The organism is Sorangium sp. So ce302 (assembly GCF_051530145.1).
Taxonomy (GTDB): Bacteria; Myxococcota_A; Polyangia; order Polyangiales; family Polyangiaceae; genus Sorangium; species Sorangium cellulosum_B.
In genome coordinates this window covers 4,868,642-4,892,465 of record NZ_CP150326.1, presented here as the reverse complement: position 1 = coordinate 4,892,465, position 23,824 = coordinate 4,868,642, and the positions used below count along the sequence as shown (strand labels likewise).

Genomic DNA, 23,824 nt, shown 5'->3' with positions numbered 1-23,824 from the left:
CGCCGTCGACCGGTGCTCGCCGTTCTGCATTCCCCGTACCCACCAAAAATTCTCACAAAAACCTCCGCCTCGCGGTCTCGCCGCTTCGATCCTCATGCATTCCGGAGCCGTGTCACAAATTATCACTCCACTTTGCACCACGTCAGCGCCGCCGCTGACGTAAGGCCGGGGCCGATGGAGCGGAGCAGCGGCGCGGAGCCGGCCACAAAATAGGCGACGAGGGGATGCGTGTTGTGGCGACCCGTCTTCCCCTCGTCGTGCTCCGAACACCGTGCAGGAGCGGAGCTCATGCAGGATCGTTCAAGCCGATGTCGATATCAAGCGCTGGATGACGGCGGTGCCAGCGGTTCACTACCTGCGGCCGGCGCGCTGTCCCTGTTGCGACGCGGCCGGCCGGCCCGTCGACGGCCCGCTGAGGATGCGCGGCCACGGCCTGCGCGAGCGTCAGGTCTACGGCCCGCTCCAGGCCGGTGGCGCTCCGCAGCTGGTCACGGTGCACGCCCGGCGCTATCGATGCAGCGCCTGCGGCGCGATCGTGGTCGTGGTGCCCCGCGGGCTGCTGCCCCGGCGTCGCTACACCGCGTCGGCGATCGGCTGGGTGCTCGCTCGCGTCGGACTCGACGGCGCGACCACGCCGACTGTCCGCGCCGAGGTCTGCAGCTGCGCGATCGTGGGCGTCGCGGCCGCCGAGCGGTGGCTCGCGCCGTCGCGATGGATTGAGGCCAGTCGCCGCGGACAGCTGTTCCCGCGGCTCGGACGTCACGGCGCGGAGAGCACCCGCGTGCAGATCGCCGAGCGCACGGCGATGCAGCTCGTCGCGCTGTCGCCCCGGGGCGACGCGGGCGAGCGCGCCCCTCACCTGGCGTTCCGCGGCGCCGCGCTCGCAGCATGATGCCCATCTGCCGGCAAACGCGGGCTCCGGCGACTCCACCACATAGGATCGGGCACGGCGGCGGCAAGATGAGGCACTGGGTCCACACGGGTCGTCGAAACGCACCCGTGGAAAGGACCGTTCGTGGACATCCTCAAATCCAAAGATCACTCGGAGGAAATCGCCATTTTCCGCCATGGCGTCATCGGGCACATCTGCGCTCGTGATCTCGAGCACGGCGACCTCGCTGAAGCCCTACGCGACCTCTCGATCCAGCGCCTGCGCCCGCCCGGCGGCGCATGCACGCGCTCCTTCTCGGTGCCGACCCTCGAGCGCTGGCTCTATGCCTATCGCCGGCGAGGGCTCGAAGGTCTCCGCCCTCGCGCCCGTAGCGACCGCGGGCGCGGCCGCGAGCTCGATGCCGTGCTGCGGCAACTGCTGTGCGACATCCGGCGGGAACACCCGGCGGCCTCGGTGCCGCTCATCCTGCGCACGCTGCGCGCCGACGGACGCCTGTGCGCCACGGTCAGCGCCTCGACCGTGCGTCGCCTCTTCCGCCAAGAGGGGCTCGACAAGATCCCGCAGCGTGACGGCAAGGGGCCGACGACTCGGCTCAAGTGGCAAGCCGACCACCCAGACGCGCTCTGGCACGGCGACGTCTGCCACGGCCCGACACTCCATCTCGCCGGGCGCAGGGTCCCCGTGCGAATCCACGCCCTGCTCGACGATGCCTCACGTTTCATCGTCGCCATCTCGGTCGAGAGCGACGAGAAGGAAGACACCATGTTGCGGCTGCTCGTCCGCGCCCTCCGACTCCAGGGCGTTCCAAGCGCGCTGTATCTGGACAACGGTGCGACCTACCGTGGCGACGCCTTGCGCCTCTTCTGCTCGCGCCTCGGGATCACCCTGCTTCATGCGCGCCCCTACGACCCGCAGGCGCGCGGCAAGATGGAGAGATTCTGGCGAACGCTTCGAGAGAACGTGCTCGACCACCTGGGCTCGATCACGTCGCTGGAGGACATCTCCTCTCGTATTCAGGCCTTTGTCGACGTCCACTACCATCCGTCCCCGCACGCCGGACTGATGGGGCGCGCGCCCGGGCTCGTGTACGCGCCCGGGCAGCGCGAGGTCGACGCCCTTTCCGAGGCTCGCCTGCGCGAAGCGCTCACGCTGCGGCAGCGCCGGCGCGTGCGCCGAGACACGACCGTTTCGGTCCGAGGGCGGCTCTACGAGCTCGATCACGGCTACCTCGCCGGCCGTGTCGTGATCGTCGCCTACTGCCTGCTCGACGAGCCTCTCGCCCCGGTTGTCGAGATCGAGGGGCAGCGCATCCCGCTTCGCCTCGTCGACCCGGTACACAACGCGCACGTCAAGCGGCCACCACGCCGTGTCACGAAGAGCGGCGAGTCGCCCGCGGGGCAGCCGGTCGCCTTCGACCCGGCCGGCGCCCTGCTCGTGAAGAGCGCGCGCGATGCGGCTCTGGCGCCCGGCGCGGACGACGTCGATACCGAGGAGGATCTCGATGCGATCTTCTGAGCTCGGCTTCTTCGGCCTTCGCACGGCCCCCTTCTCCAAGGAGCTCGACGATGCCGAGCTGTGGTTGCCCACGTCGAAGCAGGTGCTCGTCGACGATCTCGAAGCCGCGCTTCTTGAGCGCGCCAGCGTGCTCCTCGTCGGTGAGCCGGGCGTCGGCAAAACGTGTGTGCTTCGGGCCTTGCGGCACCGGCTACCACAGGCTGGATTTCGCCTGACCTACTGCCACAATGCGACGCTCGGCCGGCGCGACTTCTACCGCTACCTCTGCCATGCGCTCGGCCTGCAGCCGACCTCGAGCGCCGCGAGCCTGTTCCTCGCGGTCGAGCGGCACGTCCACGAGTTGCGCAGAGACCAGGTGCATCCGGTGTTTCTGCTCGACGAGGCCCATCTGCTGCACCCGGACATGATGGCGCATTTGCATATCCTGTTGAACCACGAGTGGGACAGCCGTGCTCTTCTGTCGATCCTCCTTGTTGGCCTGCCGGAGCTCGAGGGCCGCATGGCGTTACGCTCCCACCGCTCGCTGCTCACGCGCATCCACCACCGCTTTATGATCGAGCCAGCCACGGTGGAGGACACGGTGGAGTACGTGGCCTTCCGCCTGAAGGGTGCCGGCGCGGACCACGAGCTCTTCTCGCGCGAGTCGCTCGCCGCCCTGCATGAGCTCGCGTCGGGCTCGCTGCGCGAGATTGACCGCCTCGCCGCGGCGGCGATGCGCGAATCGGCCCGCCGGAAGCGCAAGCTGGTCGACCGCGACGCGGTGGCCCGCGTCGCGGAGACGCTCACGCTCTCCTCGTCGCTCGGCTAAACGGCGGCGCTCAGCCCGCGAAGCTCGTCGGCCTCGCGGGCCGAGTCGTGTCAGGTCCACGATGGCCATCGCCTCGCCGCGACGGACGGTGGCCGGCAGGATGCCCATCGCGCCGTGCGACGTCGGGGCAACACCCGCAATGGCCGTCGCCGGACGGAGCCCTGCCGAACGGCCGCGAGATGGCCATCATCGAGGCGGGGCGCGGTGCCATAAGCCAGTCGGCTCGGTAACACACCAGGCGCGGATCTCTTCAAGCAGCGCGGCGCGGCCAAAGAAGGGCACGATCTGATGGCGAGCGCTCAACAGCGCAGCAGGGCTCGGTTCTGCGGGTGGCTCCGACGTGCCGGGAATCAACAGGCGGTCGAGTGCAGCATTTGCCCCCCTCGGCGGGAGGTTCGCGCGCAGGAACGCGATCAGACACTCGGCCGAAGCCCGTGCGGCGAAGGCCTTCATGTTGTCGCTCTTGTCGGAATCGGCGTGGTCCATCACGCCCTTCATCGCCACCACGCCCTCGAGCTGCCGCTCGTAGCCGAGTGTGCCGATGGCCGCAATTTCCATCTCCAGGCCTAGCACCTTGCGCATTGGGGTGGACAGCCGTTCAAAGATGTCTGGATCCTCGACGACCTCGCTCCCGGAAGCGACGGGGCCGACGTGCACTTTGAAGGGCCTGCAGTCGGGCAGCTTGCCGCGACCCAGGATAAGCTTTCTCCGAACGTGCTTCTCACCCGCGTCGGTCAGCGTCAACGTCCCGTCTTTAAGCAAACTCTTCTTCCAGAGTTGCTCGACCACCCTTTCGAAATCGGCGCATTTCGCGTCACGCTCGGGATCGGAAATCGGGTCCGCCCCCGCGACGAGACGCTCGAGCACCCAGTCTCCTTGCGCCTCGTAGCTCCGAGGCCGCAGCGAGAGCCAGGAAGCTTCGGGGTCATAGACGAAACGCTCGGCCTTGTGTTTCCAGTCGGGTGGGTGGAGCCGGTACATCTCGATGTCCCCTTTCTGCTGCTCCACGCGCTGGCCTTCAACAATCTCGACCTTGAGCTTGCCGGTGTCGTAGGTCCACATCCGGTCGGCGATGATCACGTCCCCCAGTTCGACGTAGCCTCGGCGGCCAGCGCACACGCCGCACATCGCCAGGCAGCGCACGTTGAGACCATCGAGCAACCACGATGCGGCGCTGACGGCCCCAACCCCGCCCATCCCGTACGCCTGAACGACGGCGAGCCGCAGCTCGCCTCCGTCAACGGTGAAGCTGCGCGCACGGACCTCGGGCCTGTTTAAAGGTCCGCGCCTCTCCCACGTGCTGCCCTGCACCGCCCCCGTGTCGACCGCGAGCACGGCGTCCCACTCGTCCTTGACAGCGGTAACGATGAGCACGTCAATGCGTTCGACGAACGCGTTCTCCTCGGCCATAGGCGGCCATCATGCAGCTGCTTCCCTGCGGGGTCAACGCGCACTCTTCCCGTCCCTCTCAAGAGCCGAGGCCGGAAGCTCCGCCTTTGATCCAGAAGCAAAATCCGACCGCCGTCCCCTGCTGCGCGACGAGTCCGCAGTACCCGATCCACGAGGTGCGCCCCTGAGCTCTACCTCCGCCGCGCACCGCAGCTCGGGCAGAGGCCGCGCCCCTTGCAGGATGAGCACTATCAGGGAGATGGAGGGGGCTGGGGCCCATCGTGATCGACTTGTTTGAGGGGCGCACAAAGAAGCCCCCTCAGAGAACTTGGTGAAGTTCGTCCGAGGGGGCTCCCCTCCGGGTGTCAGGACCGAAGGTGGACCATGCTGGACGATCCCCATCTTGGGCGCGAGTTCTTCAGGGTGCTGGTGGAGGTGGACGAGGCGGTGACGCGCCGGGTCGCGGCCGAGGGCTGCCCCGAGTGCGACGGGTCGCTGCACCGGAGCGACTACGACCGCAAGCCGCGTGGGGGCCTGGTCGCGCCGGCGGGCGAGGCGTTCGCCCGTCGGTTCAGCTTGTGCTGCGGGCGCGAGGGCTGCGATGCGGTTCCTCGGGCGGCGGGTCTACTTGGGGGCGGTGGTGATCCTGGCGAGCATCGTCGCGCTCGCCCTCCGCGCGGCTGCGAAGATCTGGCGGCGGACGGGGGTGCCGGCGCGCACGACGCGCCGATGGCTCGGCTGGTGGCAGGGCCCGTTCCTGCGCACGGGGGTGTTCGTCTCGATCTGCGTGCGACTCATCTGCGTCGACGTCGGGCGCGTGCCGGCGTCGATCGTCGATCGGATCGAGGGTACGCAGACGCAGCAGGTGAAGACGATGCTCGAGCTGCTGGCGCCGCTCCGACGATCTCGGGGCCCGACGGATCACGTTTCTTGAGGGGGAGTGCATGCTCATCGGCGAGCACGCCTACGCGATGCTGCTCGTCGAGCCGTTCTTCAAGACGTTCCCCAAGAAGGAGATCTGCGACACCGCGACGTACGTGGAGGGGGCCTTCGGATTCTCGTGCGAGAGCCGTGCCGAGTTGGACGCGATGGTGGCGAAGGCGCTTGCCGGCGGCGGCAAGGAGGCGGAGCCGCCGCAGGACCACGGGTTCATGTACAGCCGGAGCTTCGAGGACCTCGACGGGCACCACTGGGAGGTGGTGTGGATGGATCCAAAGGCCGCGCAATAAGCCGCACGGATCTCGGCGGAGGAGAAGGGAGTCGAACACTTGGCGCGGGCGGCAGGTGGCGGCGTCGGTTTCCGCCATGGCGGCGCCAGATAGCCGCCGCTTGGCCGGCCCACCGACGACGCGCGATCGCCGCGGTTGGCTACCCCGTCACCAGGCGCCGGTGGCCTCGTCGCGCTCGCGTCGCACCGGCGGCGCCCACCGGCGGCGCCCACCGGCGGCCCGTTGCTCGGACGAACGATCGCCCAGACGGGATAGCGGGCGGCAATCACGCTGCCCTGCGCGGCTGAAGGCCGTCGTCCGCGCCTTGTTCCATGACGCCGTGCGTCCCTCGATCTTCTTGATCGAATCTCCTTCAATCTTCACGCCCGTGCTCACGCCTCGCCCCCCCTGGGCCGAGGCCGCTGCCACCCATCTCCCAGGAGAAGCAGCTAGCCCGCGAGCGCCGGGTGCGGGTGCGCGAGCTCACGATGCCCCCTCGTTGAACAGCACCGTCCCGGTGTGGCACAACATTTGCGGTGGCTGAAGTAGCTGACCCCCGCGCCAGTGACGCCCTTTCCCCTCACGAGGGCGCGGAATCAAGACCGCCAGGCTCCCTTCCGTTTCGTGTCTGACCGAGAGACACTGGGGCGCGCCAATGACGACCATCTTCTCATGGATCCACATCTCCGACATCCACGTCGGCCACGGCCCGGAGGATCACCGCTCGGACCAGCTCCTCGTGCTTGGCCAGCTAAAAGGTGACATCGAACGTATGCTAGCTGGCCCCGGCAGGGTGCCGCGTCCCGACGCGATCCTCGTAACCGGCGACATAGCGTTCAGCGGCGACGTACTCCGACGTGAGTACGGCGCCGCTCGATTATTTCTTGCTGACGTCGCCCGGATCGCGGGACTCGGCGTGGACAAGGTCTTCACGGTTCCAGGCAACCACGACGTGCAGCGGACGAGAATAGAGACAGACGCCGACACGACGCGCCTGCTCAATTCACTTCGCGGTGGAGAAAAGCTGGACGACGCGCTGGAACGACCGAGCGACCGCAATAAATTGGAGCTTCGCTTCAACAATTACCGCGCTTTTGCGAGCGAACTTGCCTCACCGTGCCAGGATCTGTTCTGGGTCCACATGTTACCAACGGACAGGCTGGGCGTCCGGGTCCGCCTCGTTGGACTCAACACCGCGATCCTCTGCAACGACGACAAGGATCACGGAGTCCTTCAACTCGGCAACAGTCAGATCCTCAAAGCCTTCATCCCACGCCCAAACGAGAACGAATTAACTATAGTAATGAGCCATCATCCCCTACGCGGAGGTTGGCTAGCCGATGAAAAGAGCTCGCTTCGATGGATCGGAGCACACGCACACGTTCATCTCTCGGGCCACGTGCACGAGGCCAGCAACCAGCGTGTCTACACCGCCGGTGGAGCCGACCTCGTTGAGATTGCCGCAGGCGCCGTCCATGGGGAGAAACTACCCAACGGGATCTCTGCTGAGCATGGCTATAGCTTCGGCGCCGTCGTCGTGAGCAGGAACCAATTAAAGCTTCGGGTATGGCCGCGCCTTTGGTCGAAGCAGAATGATTTTCGTCCCGACATCAACAACATTCGCAACGGACAGAGCTACGCGGATCACGTCCTGCGACTCAAGGTACCAAAGTTACCATCCAAACGCTCTAAAACCATCAGTGCACACACCACACCGCGCCGAACACCGATACCCAGAAGGGACCTTAGAGCCGAGGACCATCCAGGAATCTCCCCTGTAATACAAATAGATCTTATGCAACTTGGAGACGAAAAGCGCTTCCAAGACTTATGCACACGGCTCGCACGAAGGATATTTCCCGACACGATGCCCATCGCATTCGCATCGTGGGATGGCAAGCGATCCATTGTCGCGATGATGGGCATACGCGACAATGTGCCGGTCAGTGAGGCAGTATGGCAGACCAAGTTTACGGATCGATTCGACGCGCCAACAAAACAATTGATCCGCGAATCAATCGCCACCATTCGCGACCTAGAGCACACAAAGATCGATCGATGGATCCTCTGTGTCCCTGTTGATCCTACCGACGCATTTATCGACTGGCTGACGAAAGAGGTCCCAGAGACGTGGAGATTAGAGGTATGGGGAGCTACAGCCATTCGGGAGCTGCTGCAGAAGAACCCAGACCTAGTGGAGACGTTCTTCTACGCTACGCACGAGGAGCTGCAGCAATTTTTCGCCGTTGAGAATATAGAGCTGGTGCGCTTCATGATCGACCCATCATGTCAGTGGCTTCAAGCAGACCCGCAAGTGCTGCATTTCTCAATAAGCGATAATGTTGAATCTCCGGATCTGGTGCTCGATATCATAGTCAGAAACTCGGGAGAGGTCGACGCCATACTATTGGGATTCGCAGTTAATTTTATTGAATGGGAAGTGAAGCCACACGGAATTCCGGGAAGTGGTCTCCTGTTTCCTCAGATCACCTACGAAATATCTATCAACCACGGCCGTCCAGGTACCTATCGTTCCGTCTGCGAACCGCCCCTGATTGTCCGCGCTGGTAGTGTCGAACGGTTCAAGATACGCGTTCGTGACACAGGTTACGCTTGGAGAGGCACGATCGCAGTGACACTGGACTTCGGCAATGGGAAGCGCTTGCGGTTGCCTTTTTTTCGTCTTTACGCGTAATGCATCAAGGTATGCGTTCGGTAGACCGCATCCTGACGTCGAGCTGGCCAGGGACACAGGCTTGCCGTGCGATGCGAGAGCGACGGAAGGGCGCCGGCAACGGCGGCGAGGCCGGACTGAGGGGCCCCAAAGCGACGACCGAGGAGCGCACCGGCGACGCTGGCGTGCGAAGGCGGCGCCCCGGCAAGTCGAGCGTGCCCGCCGCGATCGATGGCGCAGATGCGGCGCCGCCGCGGCAACGCCGACGAGCGGCGCCCGCGCCCAGCGCGACGTCGCCGGACGCTACCGGTGGCGCAGAGCAGGTTTCGAAGCGCTCACCCGGCCAGCCTGACCGGCGCCATCCACGGACTGGCAGCGAGCCGCTGCCGAGTGTCGGTGTTGTCGAGGGTCTGAACCTTGGCGTGCGTTGCGCCGCAGATGAGCCATAATCCGCTTGATTGCGGTAGGGACGGCCCTTCGTAACCACCGAGTCATCCACCATGGGCACGGTCCCTTGCGGCTCTCGCCGAGGTCAACGATGCTGGTTGTGGGGCGGCGTCGGCTCACGACTCGGCGCGGGCACGGGCGGATCCTGCGAGGCGACCGGGCGAGGCGGCCTCCGCGCCAACGTGCAGGAGCCCCTTCGCCGCTCGTTTTCTCACAGCTCGCTATGGCATCCGCAGCTCCGCGACGGCGTCGCCAGGCATCATCGCGGCGAGAGGTTGATCGCCGCGTACGCCCTCGTGCTTGCCTCCCCGGCACAGGCCTGCTGCTTGCCGACAGCACTTCGCCGGATCCCTCCGGGGCGCTTCCGCACGCAACCATTGCGCGCGGAGCGATCTCAGCAGAGCCCGCGAGCGCTGGCGAGCGGCAAGGCTCCGGCAGCGAGACCACGCGAGCGGTGGGCTCGACGTTCGGCCCAAGCGTGCTCACCCCTCCGGGCCCACAGGCAGCCCGATCAGCCGACCGAGCGCCTCGTGAACGACCCGGGCCGCCACGTCATCCCCGAGGGCGACGGCGCGGCTCAGGGTGCTGGCGAGCGAGGCGACCACGGCGGCGCGAGGCGACTGGTCGGTCAGGGCGATCTCCCCGGACTCAGGGCTTGACCATTGGACCAAGCCGCTTCGCGGCAGCTCCTGTCCCTGCTGAGGTCGACCGCGACGACGACCGCGATCGCGAGACGACACCGCCCTCGCGCCCCGCGTAGCCTCCACGAGACCTTGGGAGCCATGGACCTGGTGGCGGCGCTCGGGGCCGCGAGCTAGCGCGATGCGGACGAGGTGCAGGAGCTCGGCGTGAGGCTCAAGAAGCTGCTGCGGGCCCTGCTCCGTTAAGCATTGCGGATACCGAGCCGAGGTTTCCTGCCGCGGCTCGGATCCTTGTCTTCGCTGCGGTTGTCACGGCGGTCATTGCTGCCGCAGCGCGACTTTTGCCGGTATTCACTGCGAAAAAAAGCGCCCGGCGCCGCGCAGGACTCGCCGCCCGCCGCCTCATTCCCTGCCCACCCTGCCGTTCGCGACGCCCCTGCCCGGGCGCCGCGTTCACCAGGAGGGCAGCGATGGGACAGCTCCGCGATCGAATGGCCGAAGACCTGAAGCTGCGGCGATACAAGCCGTCGACATGCGACAATTACCTCCGCTGCGCACGGGCCTTCGTAGCCTACCACCGCAAGCCGCCGCAGCAGATGGGTCTCGACGAGGTGCGCGCGTTTTTGCTCTACCTCGCCGAGCAGCGAAAGATCGCGGAGGCGACGCAGCACCAGTACGTGGCGGCGATCAAGTTCCTCTACGCCACCACGCTCGGGCGTCCGGAGGTCGCCGTCGCGATCCCCTGGCCGAAGGTACCCCAGAAGCTGCCGCCGGTCCTCAGCGGCACCGAGGTCGAGGCGCTGCTCAACGCGATCGGCTCGGTCAAGCAGCGCACGATCGTCCTGACGGCGTACGGCGCCGGTCTGCGGATCGATGAGGTCTGCTCGCTGCGGGTCGAGGACGTCGACAGCAAGCGCAACCTCATCCACGTCCGCAATGGCAAGCTCGGGCGTGATCGGTACGTGATGCTCAGCGCCCCCGTGCTGACCGCGCTGCGCATCTACTGGCGGGCGGAGAGACCCGCTGGACCGGAGCTGTTCCCGGGTCGCAAGCAGGGCTCGGTCATCTCGCACGAGGCGGTGCGCAACGCGCTGCGCGAGGCGGCGAGGCGCTGCAAGCTGCACAAGCGCGTCACCCCGCACGTGCTGCGGCACAGCTTCGCCACCCACCTGCTCGAGCTCGGCACCGACATCCGCGTCATCCAGGCCCTGCTCGGCCATCGCTCCATCCGCACCACCGTCCGCTACGTCCGCGTCAGCCAGGCTCACGTCGGTCGCACCCGCAGCCCGGTCGAGGTGCTCGGCACCCAGGAGGCCAAGAAGAAGCTCGGCTGAGGTCGCGTGCACCCGCATCGCCTGGCGCCGCGGCCCGCGGCGACGGGTAGGCCTCGTCTCGAGGTCGCGGATATCGTCCGCGCCCACGGCGAGGCCTACCTGCGCGCCCACGCCGTCTCCACCGCCCAGCGCAAGGTCCTGCGCGACATCGCCGCGTGCAGGACCGCGGTGCTGGGCGGCCATGTCGACGTGTGCACGGGCTGCGGCCACGAGCAGCCCTCGTACAACTCCTGCCGCAACCGCCACTGTCCCAAGTGCCAGAGCCTCAGCCAGGCCAGGTGGATCGCCGAGCGGCAGCAGCGCATCCTGCCGACGCACTACTTCCACGTCGTCTTCACGCTCCCGGCCGAGCTGCGCCCGCTGGCGCTCGTCAACCCGCAGACGGTCTTCGATCTGCTCTTCCAGTGCGGCTCGCAGACCCTGCTCACCCTCGGCCGCGATCCCAGGCGGCTCGGCGCCGACATCGGTGTCACCGCCGTGCTGCACACCTGGAGCCGCAATCTCAGCTTCCATCCGCACCTGCACTGCATCGTCACGGGCGGTGGGCTCTCGCTCGACGGCTCGCGCTGGATCGAGGGGCGGAGCGGCTACCTCTTCCCTGTGCAGGTCCTCGGCAAGCTCTTCCGCGGCAAGTTGCTCGCCGCGCTTCGGCAGGCCTATGACGCCGGAGAGCTCGACCTGACCGGCGGGGCCGCCGCGCTGGCCAACCCCGCTGCCTTCGCTGCGCTGCTCAAGACGCTCTACCGCAAGCCCTGGGTGGTGTACGCAAGCCGCCCTTCGCTGGGCCCGAGCAGGTCTTTGCTTACCTCGGTCGCTATACCCACCGTGTCGGGCTGTCCAATCACCGGCTGCGGTGGATGGATGAGCGCGGCGTGTGCTTCCGGACCCGCGGAGACAAGACCGTGACGCTCTCCGCAGAGGAGTTTCTGCGTCGCTTCCTGATGCACGTGCTGCCTCATCGCTTCGTGAAGATCCGACACTTCGGCTTGATGGCTGCGTGTCACGCCACCACCACGCTCGAGGTGGCACGCACGAGGATCATGGCGGCGCGAGACGCAGGGCAGCGCGCTGTCGGGGGAGATGAGCACCGGGAAGGCAGCTCTCACGAGCCCTCTCCGCGCCACGTCGTCAAGGTCGACTGGTGTACGCTGCTCGCCGCGCTCACGGGGGTCGACCTGTCCATCTGTCCTCGCTGCGGTCAGGCTGCGATGGCTCGCCGCCCGCTGCCGTCGTGCGTCATCGCCTCCTCCGCTGCTCCTCCGGACACGTCATGAGCATCGCTGGCCTGGGCAGAAGCGACAGCACCACCTCCGTTGCGCGGCGGTCAGGCATCGATCCGCCTTCTGCGCCGTCCACGTCGGCGGCCTGCGTGCTGCTGGGCCTCCGTCGGCGCCGTGCTCTGCCTCGGCGCGTCTGCGCCCAACGTCGTGGCGGCGGGATGCACCACGCGTGCGAGCCCCGCCGCGCCCGCCTTCTGCGGCCTTCTCGGGCAGGATCTCCATAGGCCTCGCGACCGCCTCGCCCGGCCGCGAACCGGCCCGGTCCAACCCGACGTTTACGGGACTGCGCCGGGACCTCGCCGCCGCTGCTGCTCGGGCGCAGTCCCGCAAACGCCTATTCATTGGACCAAGCCGCTTCGCGGCAGCTCCTGTCCCTGCTGAGGTCGACCGCGACGACGACCGCGATCGCGAGACGACACCGCCCTCGCGCCCCGCGTAGCCTCCACGAGACCTTGGGAGCCATGGACCTGGTGGCGGCGCTCGGGGCCGCGAGCTAGCGCGATGCGGACGAGGTGCAGGAGCTCGGCGTGAGGCTCAAGAAGCTGCTGCGGGCCCTGCTCCGTTAAGCATTGCGGATACCGAGCCGAGGTTTCCTGCCGCGGCTCGGATCCTTGTCTTCGCTGCGGTTGTCACGGCGGTCATTGCTGCCGCAGCGCGACTTTTGCCGGTATTCACTGCGAAAAAAAGCGCCCGGCGCCGCGCAGGACTCGCCGCCCGCCGCCTCATTCCCTGCCCACCCTGCCGTTCGCGACGCCCCTGCCCGGGCGCCGCGTTCACCAGGAGGGCAGCGATGGGACAGCTCCGCGATCGAATGGCCGAAGACCTGAAGCTGCGGCGATACAAGCCGTCGACATGCGACAATTACCTCCGCTGCGCACGGGCCTTCGTAGCCTACCACCGCAAGCCGCCGCAGCAGATGGGTCTCGACGAGGTGCGCGCGTTTTTGCTCTACCTCGCCGAGCAGCGAAAGATCGCGGAGGCGACGCAGCACCAGTACGTGGCGGCGATCAAGTTCCTCTACGCCACCACGCTCGGGCGTCCGGAGGTCGCCGTCGCGATCCCCTGGCCGAAGGTACCCCAGAAGCTGCCGCCGGTCCTCAGCGGCACCGAGGTCGAGGCGCTGCTCAACGCGATCGGCTCGGTCAAGCAGCGCACGATCGTCCTGACGGCGTACGGCGCCGGTCTGCGGATCGATGAGGTCTGCTCGCTGCGGGTCGAGGACGTCGACAGCAAGCGCAACCTCATCCACGTCCGCAATGGCAAGCTCGGGCGTGATCGGTACGTGATGCTCAGCGCCCCCGTGCTGACCGCGCTGCGCATCTACTGGCGGGCGGAGAGACCCGCTGGACCGGAGCTGTTCCCGGGTCGCAAGCAGGGCTCGGTCATCTCGCACGAGGCGGTGCGCAACGCGCTGCGCGAGGCGGCGAGGCGCTGCAAGCTGCACAAGCGCGTCACCCCGCACGTGCTGCGGCACAGCTTCGCCACCCACCTGCTCGAGCTCGGCACCGACATCCGCGTCATCCAGGCCCTGCTCGGCCATCGCTCCATCCGCACCACCGTCCGCTACGTCCGCGTCAGCCAGGCTCACGTCGGTCGCACCCGCAGCCCGGTCGAGGTGCTCGGCACCCAGGAGGCCAAGAAGAAGCTCGGCTGAGGTCGCGTGCACCCGCATCGCCTGGCGCCGCGGCCCGCGGCGACGGGTAGGCCTCGTCTCGAGGTCGCGGATATCGTCCGCGCCCACGGCGAGGCCTACCTGCGCGCCCACGCCGTCTCCACCGCCCAGCGCAAGGTCCTGCGCGACATCGCCGCGTGCAGGACCGCGGTGCTGGGCGGCCATGTCGACGTGTGCACGGGCTGCGGCCACGAGCAGCCCTCGTACAACTCCTGCCGCAACCGCCACTGTCCCAAGTGCCAGAGCCTCAGCCAGGCCAGGTGGATCGCCGAGCGGCAGCAGCGCATCCTGCCGACGCACTACTTCCACGTCGTCTTCACGCTCCCGGCCGAGCTGCGCCCGCTGGCGCTCGTCAACCCGCAGACGGTCTTCGATCTGCTCTTCCAGTGCGGCTCGCAGACCCTGCTCACCCTCGGCCGCGATCCCAGGCGGCTCGGCGCCGACATCGGTGTCACCGCCGTGCTGCACACCTGGAGCCGCAATCTCAGCTTCCATCCGCACCTGCACTGCATCGTCACGGGCGGTGGGCTCTCGCTCGACGGCTCGCGCTGGATCGAGGGGCGGAGCGGCTACCTCTTCCCTGTGCAGGTCCTCGGCAAGCTCTTCCGCGGCAAGTTGCTCGCCGCGCTTCGGCAGGCCTATGACGCCGGAGAGCTCGACCTGACCGGCGGGGCCGCCGCGCTGGCCAACCCCGCTGCCTTCGCTGCGCTGCTCAAGACGCTCTACCGCAAGCCCTGGGTGGTGTACGCCAAGCCGCCCTTCGCTGGGCCCGAGCAGGTCTTTGCTTACCTCGGTCGCTATACCCACCGTGTCGGGCTGTCCAATCACCGGCTGCGGTGGATGGATGAGCGCGGCGTGTGCTTCCGGACCCGCGGAGACAAGACCGTGACGCTCTCCGCAGAGGAGTTTCTGCGTCGCTTCCTGATGCACGTGCTGCCTCATCGCTTCGTGAAGATCCGACACTTCGGCTTGATGGCTGCGTGTCACGCCACCACCACGCTCGAGGTGGCACGCACGAGGATCATGGCGGCGCGAGACGCAGGGCAGCGCGCTGTCGGGGGAGATGAGCACCGGGAAGGCAGCTCTCACGAGCCCTCTCCGCGCCACGTCGTCAAGGTCGACTGGTGTACGCTGCTCGCCGCGCTCACGGGGGTCGACCTGTCCATCTGTCCTCGCTGCGGTCAGGCTGCGATGGCTCGCCGCCCGCTGCCGTCGTGCGTCATCGCCTCCTCCGCTGCTCCTCCGGACACGTCATGAGCATCGCTGGCCTGGGCAGACGCGACAGCACCACCTCCGTTGCGCGGCGGTCAGGCATCGATCCGCCTTCTGCGCCGTCCACGTCGGCGGCCTGCGTGCTGCTGGGCCTCCGTCGGCGCCGTGCTCTGCCTCGGCGCGTCTGCGCCCAACGTCGTGGCGGCGGGATGCACCACGCGTGCGAGCCCCGCCGCGCCCGCCTTCTGCGGCCTTCTCGGGCAGGATCTCCATAGGCCTCGCGACCGCCTCGCCCGGCCGCGAACCGGCCCGGTCCAACCCGACGTTTACGGGACTGCGCCGGGACCTCGCCGCCGCTGCTGCTCGGGCGCAGTCCCGCAAACGCCTATTCATTGGGCCCGGGTTGGGCCCATGCCTCCCGAGGGGGTGCGATCCGTCGTCACGCTCCCCCCAGATCCCCGGGAAGTGACGGATCGCGACGGTTCGCCCCCGCGGAATCGTCCCGCCCGTTTTTCCTGCAGTATCCATGACTTGTGCATGCCTCTGGTCTTGCGCGGCGCCCACCAGAACTCGGCCAAATACCCCAAGGAAATCTGCGTCTTGGAACCCGAACTCGTCTTGCGCGATGTCCCAGCGAAGTCGGTCGAGCGGCGGCGGCACCCGCAGCGGCGTAGGCGGCGGCCACGCCATCGCCATCCGGTGCTTCAGCCGCCGCGCTACGAAGTAGTCCGGGTTGCGCTCCGGCCACAACTCGTGCGTCTTCTTCCGCCTCGCCACCTGGCACGACGGCGATGAACACACGTGCTGCCGATCGCCAACTCGAGGATCAGGCTGGAACCACTGAGGGCAGACCCGGCACGGCGACGCGCACCGACCGCGGGAATGCTGGGCGCCGTGACGACCACGCCTCATGATGCACTCCCTTGACCGCTCGCTCGGCATCACGTTACTTTGCGCGAACCATGGCCCAGGATTTTCCTGACGTCGCGCACCTTCGTCAGCTTCGAGCGCTGCTCTGGTCGGATGCCTCTCGCGGCGGCGCCTCCGTGATGGTGGGAGCAGGGATGAGCCGCAACGCCACGCCGCTTCGCGCGGATCAGCCGCGCATGCCGCTGTGGGGCGATCTTTGCGCGAATATGGCGAAGGAGACGTGGGGCTCCGACGGGTTGCGTCGAGGGGTCGACGCGCTACTCGTCGCCGAATATTTTGAGCGCGTGCACGGGCGCACCGCGCTCGACGATTTTCTTAGGCGGCAGATCCGCGACAACGAATTCACCCCGAGCCGACTCCACATGTTGCTCATGGCTCTGCCGTGGGCGGACGTGTTCACGACCAACTACGATACGCTGCTCGAGCGCGCCAGCCGGAAGGTGATCGAGCGTCGTTACGAGGTCCTCGTCAATGAGTCGGATCTGGCGAGTTCCAAGCAGCCCAGGATTGTCAAGCTCCATGGCAGCTTCCCTTCGCACCGGCCGCTCATGATTACGAAGGAGGATTTTCGCACGTATCCAAGCCGCTTCCCGGCCTTCGTGAACACCGTCCAGCAAGCCATCATGGAAACGGCGGTATGCATGATCGGCTTCTCGGGGGATGACCCGAACTTCGAAGCCTGGGCCGGATGGGTGAGAGACAATTTGGGCAGCGCCGCACCTCCATTGTATCTCTGTGGGATCCTGGATCTGGACATTGCTCGTAGGAGCTATTACGAAGCGCGTAACATCAAGCCGATCAATCTGGCGCCTTTGTTCCCCATCTCGGAGTGGGGCCACGGCGACGCGCGGCACGCCGCCGCAATGGAGTGGCTGATTCTATCACTGGCGGAGGGCGCCCCTGTCAATTCGATGCTCTGGCCTCGATTCCAGAGACGCCTTCCCGCGCTCCCGATGGCGGAGATGCTGCGCGTGCCCTCAAACGCCCGCCCGCTCAGACGGACTCGCGGCATGCGCCCCGATGCACAGCCGGCGACGCCCGCGGCTCAGGCTCCGAGCGCGTGGAGCCCGAGCCCCGGTCTACCCGCGCTGTTGCCGGGCGAGGAGCTACCGGGGTCGTCTGGACATGACAAGAATGACGTCCAGCGAATCCTCGGCAGAGCGTCGCTGCTTCAGAGGACATATCCGGGCTGGCTCATTACGACAGAGATCGACATCTTCAGCTACGAGGTGCTCAAGTGGTTCGAAGCGCTCAAGGTCACCGCGAGCGCGGATCTCGAGCTGGTCCATGCGGTCTCATGGGGCCTCGACGTACTCCAGTGGCCGTTTCCGGAAGAGGTCGTCACTCGGGCGGACCAGCTCGTCAACGCGTCCGCGACCGTCGCGCCTAGGCCCGAGATCGTCACGTTGCTACGATGGCTGATTCGCGAAGCCCGCGAAGAGGACGACCACGACGCCTTCCGGCGTCGGATGGAAATCCTCGCGAAGATGGCACGGAACAACACCGTCCTCGCGACGGAGTGGTGGCTCGAACAAGCAAAGTTCCATTTCATGCGGCTCGAACTTGACGAGATGGAGAGCGCGCTGGGCCACGTCCCGAGCCAGTCGGGGTCTCCATTCGTCGACGTCGTCCGCGCCTCGCTCCTGTTCGAGATCGGGCAGTTTCGCGAGGCGGCGGAGCTCTCGATCCGGGCCGTCGACGAGATCAGGAGAAACGCGCCTCGAGAGGCTGTGTCGATGCGGTCTCTCGGCGAGGAGGCGTCCGCCCTCGATCTCGTGATTAATTCGTCCGTGTCGCTGGAGTTCGGATTCTCGTCTGTAGGGACCGGATACCAGCGACGTGACGAGCTTCGCCGATCGGGCGCCGATCCTCACGTGGAGCTCGAGATCCTCGGCGCGGAGCTCGCCAAGGTCGCGCCGCCGCCGCGCTACATCGCGAAGGAGTTCGACCCGAACCAGTATACGGAGCGCGCGACGCACACGTTCGGCAACGATCACCTGCGTCCGTTCAAATACCTCCGAGCGCTGGAGACGGCCGCGCAGCTTCCGCACAACCACGCCGAGCACGTGAGCCTGGCCGCGCGCGCCATCGCCAAGGAGCGGCCCGGTTTGGCGTTCGCGTCGCTGATCCGCGCAGGGCGCAAACTCGACGAGGCGTTTCCGCGGCACGTCGTCCTCGAACTCCGACAGGAGAGCGTCGAGGCCCTCTCGGATCGGTGCGAGCGCTTTCTTCGATCCTTGCTCGACGGACGAGAGGTCGAGTTCGACTTCATGGATTCGTTCCTGAAGAGAGCCACCGACGGCGCGATTGACCTCCTTTCGCGGCTCACGCTCCGGAGCGATGTAGCGCGGCGGCGTCGCTGCCTCGCGCTGGCCGAGTCGCTCCACGAGGCCGACGTTATCCGTTCACACTGGCCGATGCACGCGCCCCTCGGCAAGCTGTTCGAGCGGCTCTTCCTATCGATGTCGCTCGACGAGCTCGCCGAGACGCTGCCTGCCGTCGTCGCGATGACCATCCCCGGAACCGGAGGCACCCAAGAGGTTTGGGATCAGATGTGGCATGAGCCGTGCTTGGATTATCTGGACATTCCACTCGGCGATCGGCTTGTGGGACACCGGGCTACGCTGGCGTCGCGAGTTCACGCCCTCATCGTCATCGCTGGCAGCGCGAACGACTTGCCCCGAGCCATCGCAGTGTGCAGGCTCGAAGCCTTGCGTGCAGCGGGTGGACTCGATGAGACGGCGCTCCAAGCCTATGCCGACGCAGTCTGGAACAACCCTCATGATCAGGAGGGCATCCCGGATGTTCAGGGCTTTCTGCTGAACTTCGGGCTGTACCACCCGACGGAGAAGGCGCGAGAGAAATTCACTGCGTGGGCACTGCGCACTCCATTGCCTCCCCTGTTCGTCAGCGAGACCGTCGCCGACCGCGTCGTCGAGGAATCGCAAGCTCACTGGGATCAACGCCACATCTGGTCCCTGGTGAACGGAACGTCGTTTCCAACGACGACGGAGGAGAACCGGCAACGGCTTGTCGACTGGTCGCCTTCCGAGGCACTCGCCTTGCTCGAGCACGTCTTGCGATGGCTCGACGATGCCAGGAACAAGCTGGCTTCGCGCAAGGAATATTTCATCGATCGCGAACTGAGCGTGGTTGCCGCTGCTGGTCAATTCGTGGCGAGCGTCATCGTGCCGCGCGCGGAGCTGTCCTTGAGTATGGCTCACCTCGATTCGATGGATCGCGCGCTCGCCGACATGAAGATCCTATCCCTGCGCGAGCACCCGACGTGGCTCATCGTCGACCCGGCCCGGCCCGTCGCCGACGGGATCCGGATCGGGCTCATGTCTCTGGATGAGGTCACGGTGCAAATGACCGCGCCGCTGGTGTTCGAGTGGCTCATGTACAGCGCGGCGCATCGCATCCCGGAGCCGCCCGAAGATATTTTGGATCACCTCGTGTCGCTGGCGACGGCCGGCCCCAATCGATCGAAGCTGTCCGCCCTGTCCGTTCTGTTCGATGTGGCATTTTACTACCCGAATGCGCTCAATCCTCTTCGTCGTCATCGGTTGGAGCTTCTCTGCCGTTCGGTGTTTCGTACGAACCCCGCCGACGCGAGCGCCGGCTTCGTGCCGAGCATAGATTACGAGGGCGACTACCGTGCTGCGGTCGCCAAGATTGGGGCGCTGCTCGCGATCAGGGACGGCACGACGTCCGAACCGCTGCGGAAGTGCCTGGAGCTTGCCTCGGCCGACGTATACCCGGAGGTGCGGCGAGCTTGCGAGATCGTGCGCGAGAAGCTCGCAAAACCCGTCACATGAGGCGGCGAATCCTCAAACCGCTATCCGATACCGCAACTCGTTCAGCGCGACGCTGCTAACAGCGTCGTCCTTCTCCCCTCGGTCCATCGTCATTCCGCACTGTTCCTAGAATGGCAAACATATAAAAATTTGCCTAATTTCAAATATTTACACCGCCTCCTGGATCAGTCGCTGGGCCGCCTCGAGATTCTGGATCGCTGCTGCGCGCCGTAACCGCCCGACCAACGCCATCGTGCCCCCCCGTCGGGGCCGGTTACCAGTGCACATCGCGACGAAGGAGGAAGCGATGGCGACGAAGGCGGAGTGGGCCAAGCGGGTGGAGCGATGGGAGCTCAGTGGGCTGCTGAGCGCCGAGAAGTTCGCGCGGCGCGAAGGGTACAAGCCGAAGCAACTGTACTGGTGGCGTTGGAAGCTGCGCGCTGACCGGCCCGCGCAGCCCTCGCCCTCGTCGTTGACCGAAGCACCGCGCTTTCTGCCGGTCCACGTGGTGACGGACGCATCGGCCATCGCGCCAGAGCCGATCGAGATCGCGTTGTCCAACGGACGGGGGGTAACGGTCCGGCCGGGCTTCGCGGGGTCAACGTTCGGCCCAAGCTTGCTCACTCCTCCGGTGCCACCGGCAGCCCGAGCAGCCGACCGATCGCCTCGTGAACGACCCGGGCCGCCACCTCGTCCCCGAGGGCGACGGCGCAGTTCAGGGTGCTGGCGAGCGAGGCGACCACGGCCGCCCGGGGCGACGGATCGGTCACGGCGAGCGCCCCAGGCCCTGGGCTTGACCATTGGACCAAGCCGCTTCGCGGCAGCTCCTGTCCCTGCTGAGGTCGACCGCGACGACGACCGCGATCGCGAGACGACACCGCCCTCGCGCCCCGCGTAGCCTCCACGAGACCTTGGGAGCCATGGACCTGGTGGCGGCGCTCGGGGCCGCGAGCTAGCGCGATGCGGACGAGGTGCAGGAGCTCGGCGTGAGGCTCAAGAAGCTGCTGCGGGCCCTGCTCCGTTAAGCATTGCGGATACCGAGCCGAGGTTTCCTGCCGCGGCTCGGATCCTTGTCTTCGCTGCGGTTGTCACGGCGGTCATTGCTGCCGCAGCGCGACTTTTGCCGGTATTCACTGCGAAAAAAAGCGCCCGGCGCCGCGCAGGACTCGCCGCCCGCCGCCTCATTCCCTGCCCACCCTGCCGTTCGCGACGCCCCTGCCCGGGCGCCGCGTTCACCAGGAGGGCAGCGATGGGACAGCTCCGCGATCGAATGGCCGAAGACCTGAAGCTGCGGCGATACAAGCCGTCGACATGCGACAATTACCTCCGCTGCGCACGGGCCTTCGTAGCCTACCACCGCAAGCCGCCGCAGCAGATGGGTCTCGACGAGGTGCGCGCGTTTTTGCTCTACCTCGCCGAGCAGCGAAAGATCGCGGAGGCGACGCAGCACCAGTACGTGGCGGCGATCAAGTTCCTCTACGCCACCACGCTCGGGCGTCCGGAGGTCGCCGTCGCGATCCCCTGGCCGAAGGTACCCCAGAAGCTGCCGCCGGTCCTCAGCGGCACCGAGGTCGAGGCGCTGCTCAACGCGATCGGCTCGGTCAAGCAGCGCACGATCGTCCTGACGGCGTACGGCGCCGGTCTGCGGATCGATGAGGTCTGCTCGCTGCGGGTCGAGGACGTCGACAGCAAGCGCAACCTCATCCACGTCCGCAATGGCAAGCTCGGGCGTGATCGGTACGTGATGCTCAGCGCCCCCGTGCTGACCGCGCTGCGCATCTACTGGCGGGCGGAGAGACCCGCTGGACCGGAGCTGTTCCCGGGTCGCAAGCAGGGCTCGGTCATCTCGCACGAGGCGGTGCGCAACGCGCTGCGCGAGGCGGCGAGGCGCTGCAAGCTGCACAAGCGCGTCACCCCGCACGTGCTGCGGCACAGCTTCGCCACCCACCTGCTCGAGCTCGGCACCGACATCCGCGTCATCCAGGCCCTGCTCGGCCATCGCTCCATCCGCACCACCGTCCGCTACGTCCGCGTCAGCCAGGCTCACGTCGGTCGCACCCGCAGCCCGGTCGAGGTGCTCGGCACCCAGGAGGCCAAGAAGAAGCTCGGCTGAGGTCGCGTGCACCCGCATCGCCTGGCGCCGCGGCCCGCGGCGACGGGTAGGCCTCGTCTCGAGGTCGCGGATATCGTCCGCGCCCACGGCGAGGCCTACCTGCGCGCCCACGCCGTCTCCACCGCCCAGCGCAAGGTCCTGCGCGACATCGCCGCGTGCAGGACCGCGGTGCTGGGCGGCCATGTCGACGTGTGCACGGGCTGCGGCCACGAGCAGCCCTCGTACAACTCCTGCCGCAACCGCCACTGTCCCAAGTGCCAGAGCCTCAGCCAGGCCAGGTGGATCGCCGAGCGGCAGCAGCGCATCCTGCCGACGCACTACTTCCACGTCGTCTTCACGCTCCCGGCCGAGCTGCGCCCGCTGGCGCTCGTCAACCCGCAGACGGTCTTCGATCTGCTCTTCCAGTGCGGCTCGCAGACCCTGCTCACCCTCGGCCGCGATCCCAGGCGGCTCGGCGCCGACATCGGTGTCACCGCCGTGCTGCACACCTGGAGCCGCAATCTCAGCTTCCATCCGCACCTGCACTGCATCGTCACGGGCGGTGGGCTCTCGCTCGACGGCTCGCGCTGGATCGAGGGGCGGAGCGGCTACCTCTTCCCTGTGCAGGTCCTCGGCAAGCTCTTCCGCGGCAAGTTGCTCGCCGCGCTTCGGCAGGCCTATGACGCCGGAGAGCTCGACCTGACCGGCGGGGCCGCCGCGCTGGCCAACCCCGCTGCCTTCGCTGCGCTGCTCAAGACGCTCTACCGCAAGCCCTGGGTGGTGTACGCCAAGCCGCCCTTCGCTGGGCCCGAGCAGGTCTTTGCTTACCTCGGTCGCTATACCCACCGTGTCGGGCTGTCCAATCACCGGCTGCGGTGGATGGATGAGCGCGGCGTGTGCTTCCGGACCCGCGGAGACAAGACCGTGACGCTCTCCGCAGAGGAGTTTCTGCGTCGCTTCCTGATGCACGTGCTGCCTCATCGCTTCGTGAAGATCCGACACTTCGGCTTGATGGCTGCGTGTCACGCCACCACCACGCTCGAGGTGGCACGCACGAGGATCATGGCGGCGCGAGACGCAGGGCAGCGCGCTGTCGGGGGAGATGAGCACCGGGAAGGCAGCTCTCACGAGCCCTCTCCGCGCCACGTCGTCAAGGTCGACTGGTGTACGCTGCTCGCCGCGCTCACGGGGGTCGACCTGTCCATCTGTCCTCGCTGCGGTCAGGCTGCGATGGCTCGCCGCCCGCTGCCGTCGTGCGTCATCGCCTCCTCCGCTGCTCCTCCGGACACGTCATGAGCATCGCTGGCCTGGGCAGACGCGACAGCACCACCTCCGTTGCGCGGCGGTCAGGCATCGATCCGCCTTCTGCGCCGTCCACGTCGGCGGCCTGCGTGCTGCTGGGCCTCCGTCGGCGCCGTGCTCTGCCTCGGCGCGTCTGCGCCCAACGTCGTGGCGGCGGGATGCACCACGCGTGCGAGCCCCGCCGCGCCCGCCTTCTGCGGCCTTCTCGGGCAGGATCTCCATAGGCCTCGCGACCGCCTCGCCCGGCCGCGAACCGGCCCGGTCCAACCCGACGTTTACGGGACTGCGCCGGGACCTCGCCGCCGCTGCTGCTCGGGCGCAGTCCCGCAAACGCCTATTCATTGGGCCCGGGTTGGGCCCACGCCTTCCGAGGGGCTGCGATCCGTCGTCACGCCCTCCCAGAATCTCCGGGGATGCGACGGATCGCGACGGTTCGCCCCCGCGAAATCGTCCCGCCAGAAATCATAGCGATTTCGGTATCCTTCGGCTGTTTTGCCACCGAGGGCAGCTCCGGCGTGGCCCAACGGGCCCCCTCCGCCGCCGCGCCAGCCGATGTCCGGGCCCGCGGTATGATGGGTCGGCATCGGCACCTCGCCCCGATCGGGTCACCAAGATCGACCGGGAGGCCGTC

The 23,824-nt window shown here is 67.1% G+C and carries 16 protein-coding genes and 2 pseudogenes; 14 read left to right on the top strand and 4 right to left on the bottom strand.

The window, feature by feature from the left end:
* Positions 1 to 328: 328 nt before the first annotated feature.
* From WME73_RS18515 to WME73_RS18505, 3 genes are all read left to right on the top strand, one after another.
* Positions 329 to 892 carry a DUF6431 domain-containing protein gene (locus WME73_RS18515; RefSeq protein ID WP_437911983.1) on the top strand — a complete coding sequence of 188 codons (564 nt, stop codon included), beginning with the start codon at positions 329 to 331 and terminating at the stop codon, positions 890 to 892.
* 123 nt (positions 893 to 1,015) lie between these two features.
* Positions 1,016 to 2,407, top strand: coding sequence for a DDE-type integrase/transposase/recombinase (locus WME73_RS18510; RefSeq protein ID WP_437911984.1), 1,392 nt, complete (start codon positions 1,016 to 1,018; stop codon positions 2,405 to 2,407).
* Between the two features lie 64 nt (positions 2,408 to 2,471).
* A complete protein-coding gene (locus tag WME73_RS18505; protein WP_437911985.1) occupies positions 2,472 to 3,215 on the top strand; it encodes an ExeA family protein in 744 nt (247 codons plus the stop codon).
* A 186-nt stretch (positions 3,216 to 3,401) separates the two neighbouring features.
* On the opposite strand, the gene WME73_RS18500 is transcribed toward WME73_RS18505, so the two are convergent.
* On the bottom strand, positions 3,402 to 4,625 hold the full coding sequence (locus tag WME73_RS18500) for a hypothetical protein (RefSeq protein WP_437916535.1): 1,224 nt from the start codon (positions 4,623 to 4,625) through the stop codon (positions 3,402 to 3,404).
* Positions 4,626 to 5,205: 580 nt separating this feature from the next.
* On the opposite strand from WME73_RS18500, the gene WME73_RS18495 reads away from it, so the two are divergent.
* Positions 5,206 to 5,538: a hypothetical protein gene (locus WME73_RS18495; RefSeq protein WP_437916534.1), complete on the top strand. Its 333-nt coding sequence runs from the start codon at positions 5,206 to 5,208 to the stop codon at positions 5,536 to 5,538.
* Positions 5,539 to 5,548: 10 nt separating this feature from the next.
* Positions 5,549 to 5,833, top strand: coding sequence for a VOC family protein (locus tag WME73_RS18490; protein WP_437916533.1), 285 nt, complete (start codon positions 5,549 to 5,551; stop codon positions 5,831 to 5,833).
* Positions 5,834 to 5,980: 147 nt separating this feature from the next.
* On the opposite strand, the gene WME73_RS18485 is transcribed toward WME73_RS18490, so the two are convergent.
* Positions 5,981 to 6,208 (bottom strand): hypothetical protein, encoded by a 228-nt coding sequence (locus WME73_RS18485; RefSeq protein ID WP_437916532.1) that lies wholly within the window; start codon positions 6,206 to 6,208, stop codon positions 5,981 to 5,983.
* 259 nt (positions 6,209 to 6,467) lie between these two features.
* Here WME73_RS18485 and WME73_RS18480 point away from each other — a divergent pair, with 259 nt between their 5' ends.
* The gene (locus WME73_RS18480; protein ID WP_437916531.1) at positions 6,468 to 8,507 is read left to right on the top strand and encodes a metallophosphoesterase family protein; all 2,040 of its coding nucleotides are present in this window, start codon (positions 6,468 to 6,470) and stop codon (positions 8,505 to 8,507) included.
* Positions 8,508 to 9,415: 908 nt separating this feature from the next.
* Here WME73_RS18480 and WME73_RS18475 read toward each other — a convergent pair.
* Positions 9,416 to 9,604: a hypothetical protein gene (locus tag WME73_RS18475; protein ID WP_437916530.1), complete on the bottom strand. Its 189-nt coding sequence runs from the start codon at positions 9,602 to 9,604 to the stop codon at positions 9,416 to 9,418.
* A gap of 440 nt (positions 9,605 to 10,044) precedes the next feature.
* Here WME73_RS18475 and WME73_RS18470 point away from each other — a divergent pair, with 440 nt between their 5' ends.
* From WME73_RS18470 to tnpA, 6 genes and pseudogenes are all read left to right on the top strand, one after another.
* A complete protein-coding gene (locus tag WME73_RS18470) occupies positions 10,045 to 10,908 on the top strand; it encodes a tyrosine-type recombinase/integrase (RefSeq protein ID WP_437893382.1) in 864 nt (287 codons plus the stop codon).
* Positions 10,909 to 10,929: 21 nt separating this feature from the next.
* Positions 10,930 to 12,182: pseudogene (locus WME73_RS18465) on the top strand (IS91 family transposase).
* Between the two features lie 796 nt (positions 12,183 to 12,978).
* Positions 12,979 to 13,842, top strand: coding sequence for a tyrosine-type recombinase/integrase (locus WME73_RS18460; RefSeq protein WP_437893382.1), 864 nt, complete (start codon positions 12,979 to 12,981; stop codon positions 13,840 to 13,842).
* 6 nt (positions 13,843 to 13,848) lie between these two features.
* Entirely contained in the window at positions 13,849 to 15,117 is a 1,269-nt protein-coding gene (locus tag WME73_RS18455; RefSeq protein WP_437912459.1) for an IS91 family transposase, read from the top strand.
* A 917-nt stretch (positions 15,118 to 16,034) separates the two neighbouring features.
* Positions 16,035 to 19,820: an SIR2 family protein gene (locus WME73_RS18450; RefSeq protein ID WP_437916529.1), complete on the top strand. Its 3,786-nt coding sequence runs from the start codon at positions 16,035 to 16,037 to the stop codon at positions 19,818 to 19,820.
* A 286-nt stretch (positions 19,821 to 20,106) separates the two neighbouring features.
* Positions 20,107 to 20,316 (top strand): annotated as a pseudogene (tnpA, locus tag WME73_RS18445) (IS66 family insertion sequence element accessory protein TnpA); the annotation flags it as partial.
* A gap of 103 nt (positions 20,317 to 20,419) precedes the next feature.
* Here the strand turns inward: tnpA and WME73_RS18440 are convergent.
* On the bottom strand, positions 20,420 to 20,569 hold the full coding sequence (locus WME73_RS18440; RefSeq protein ID WP_437916528.1) for a hypothetical protein: 150 nt from the start codon (positions 20,567 to 20,569) through the stop codon (positions 20,420 to 20,422).
* A 479-nt stretch (positions 20,570 to 21,048) separates the two neighbouring features.
* Here WME73_RS18440 and WME73_RS18435 point away from each other — a divergent pair, with 479 nt between their 5' ends.
* Positions 21,049 to 21,912 carry a tyrosine-type recombinase/integrase gene (locus WME73_RS18435; protein ID WP_437893382.1) on the top strand — a complete coding sequence of 288 codons (864 nt, stop codon included), beginning with the start codon at positions 21,049 to 21,051 and terminating at the stop codon, positions 21,910 to 21,912.
* A gap of 6 nt (positions 21,913 to 21,918) precedes the next feature.
* A complete protein-coding gene (locus WME73_RS18430) occupies positions 21,919 to 23,187 on the top strand; it encodes an IS91 family transposase (protein ID WP_437912459.1) in 1,269 nt (422 codons plus the stop codon).
* The last annotated feature ends 637 nt before the right edge of the window (positions 23,188 to 23,824 follow it).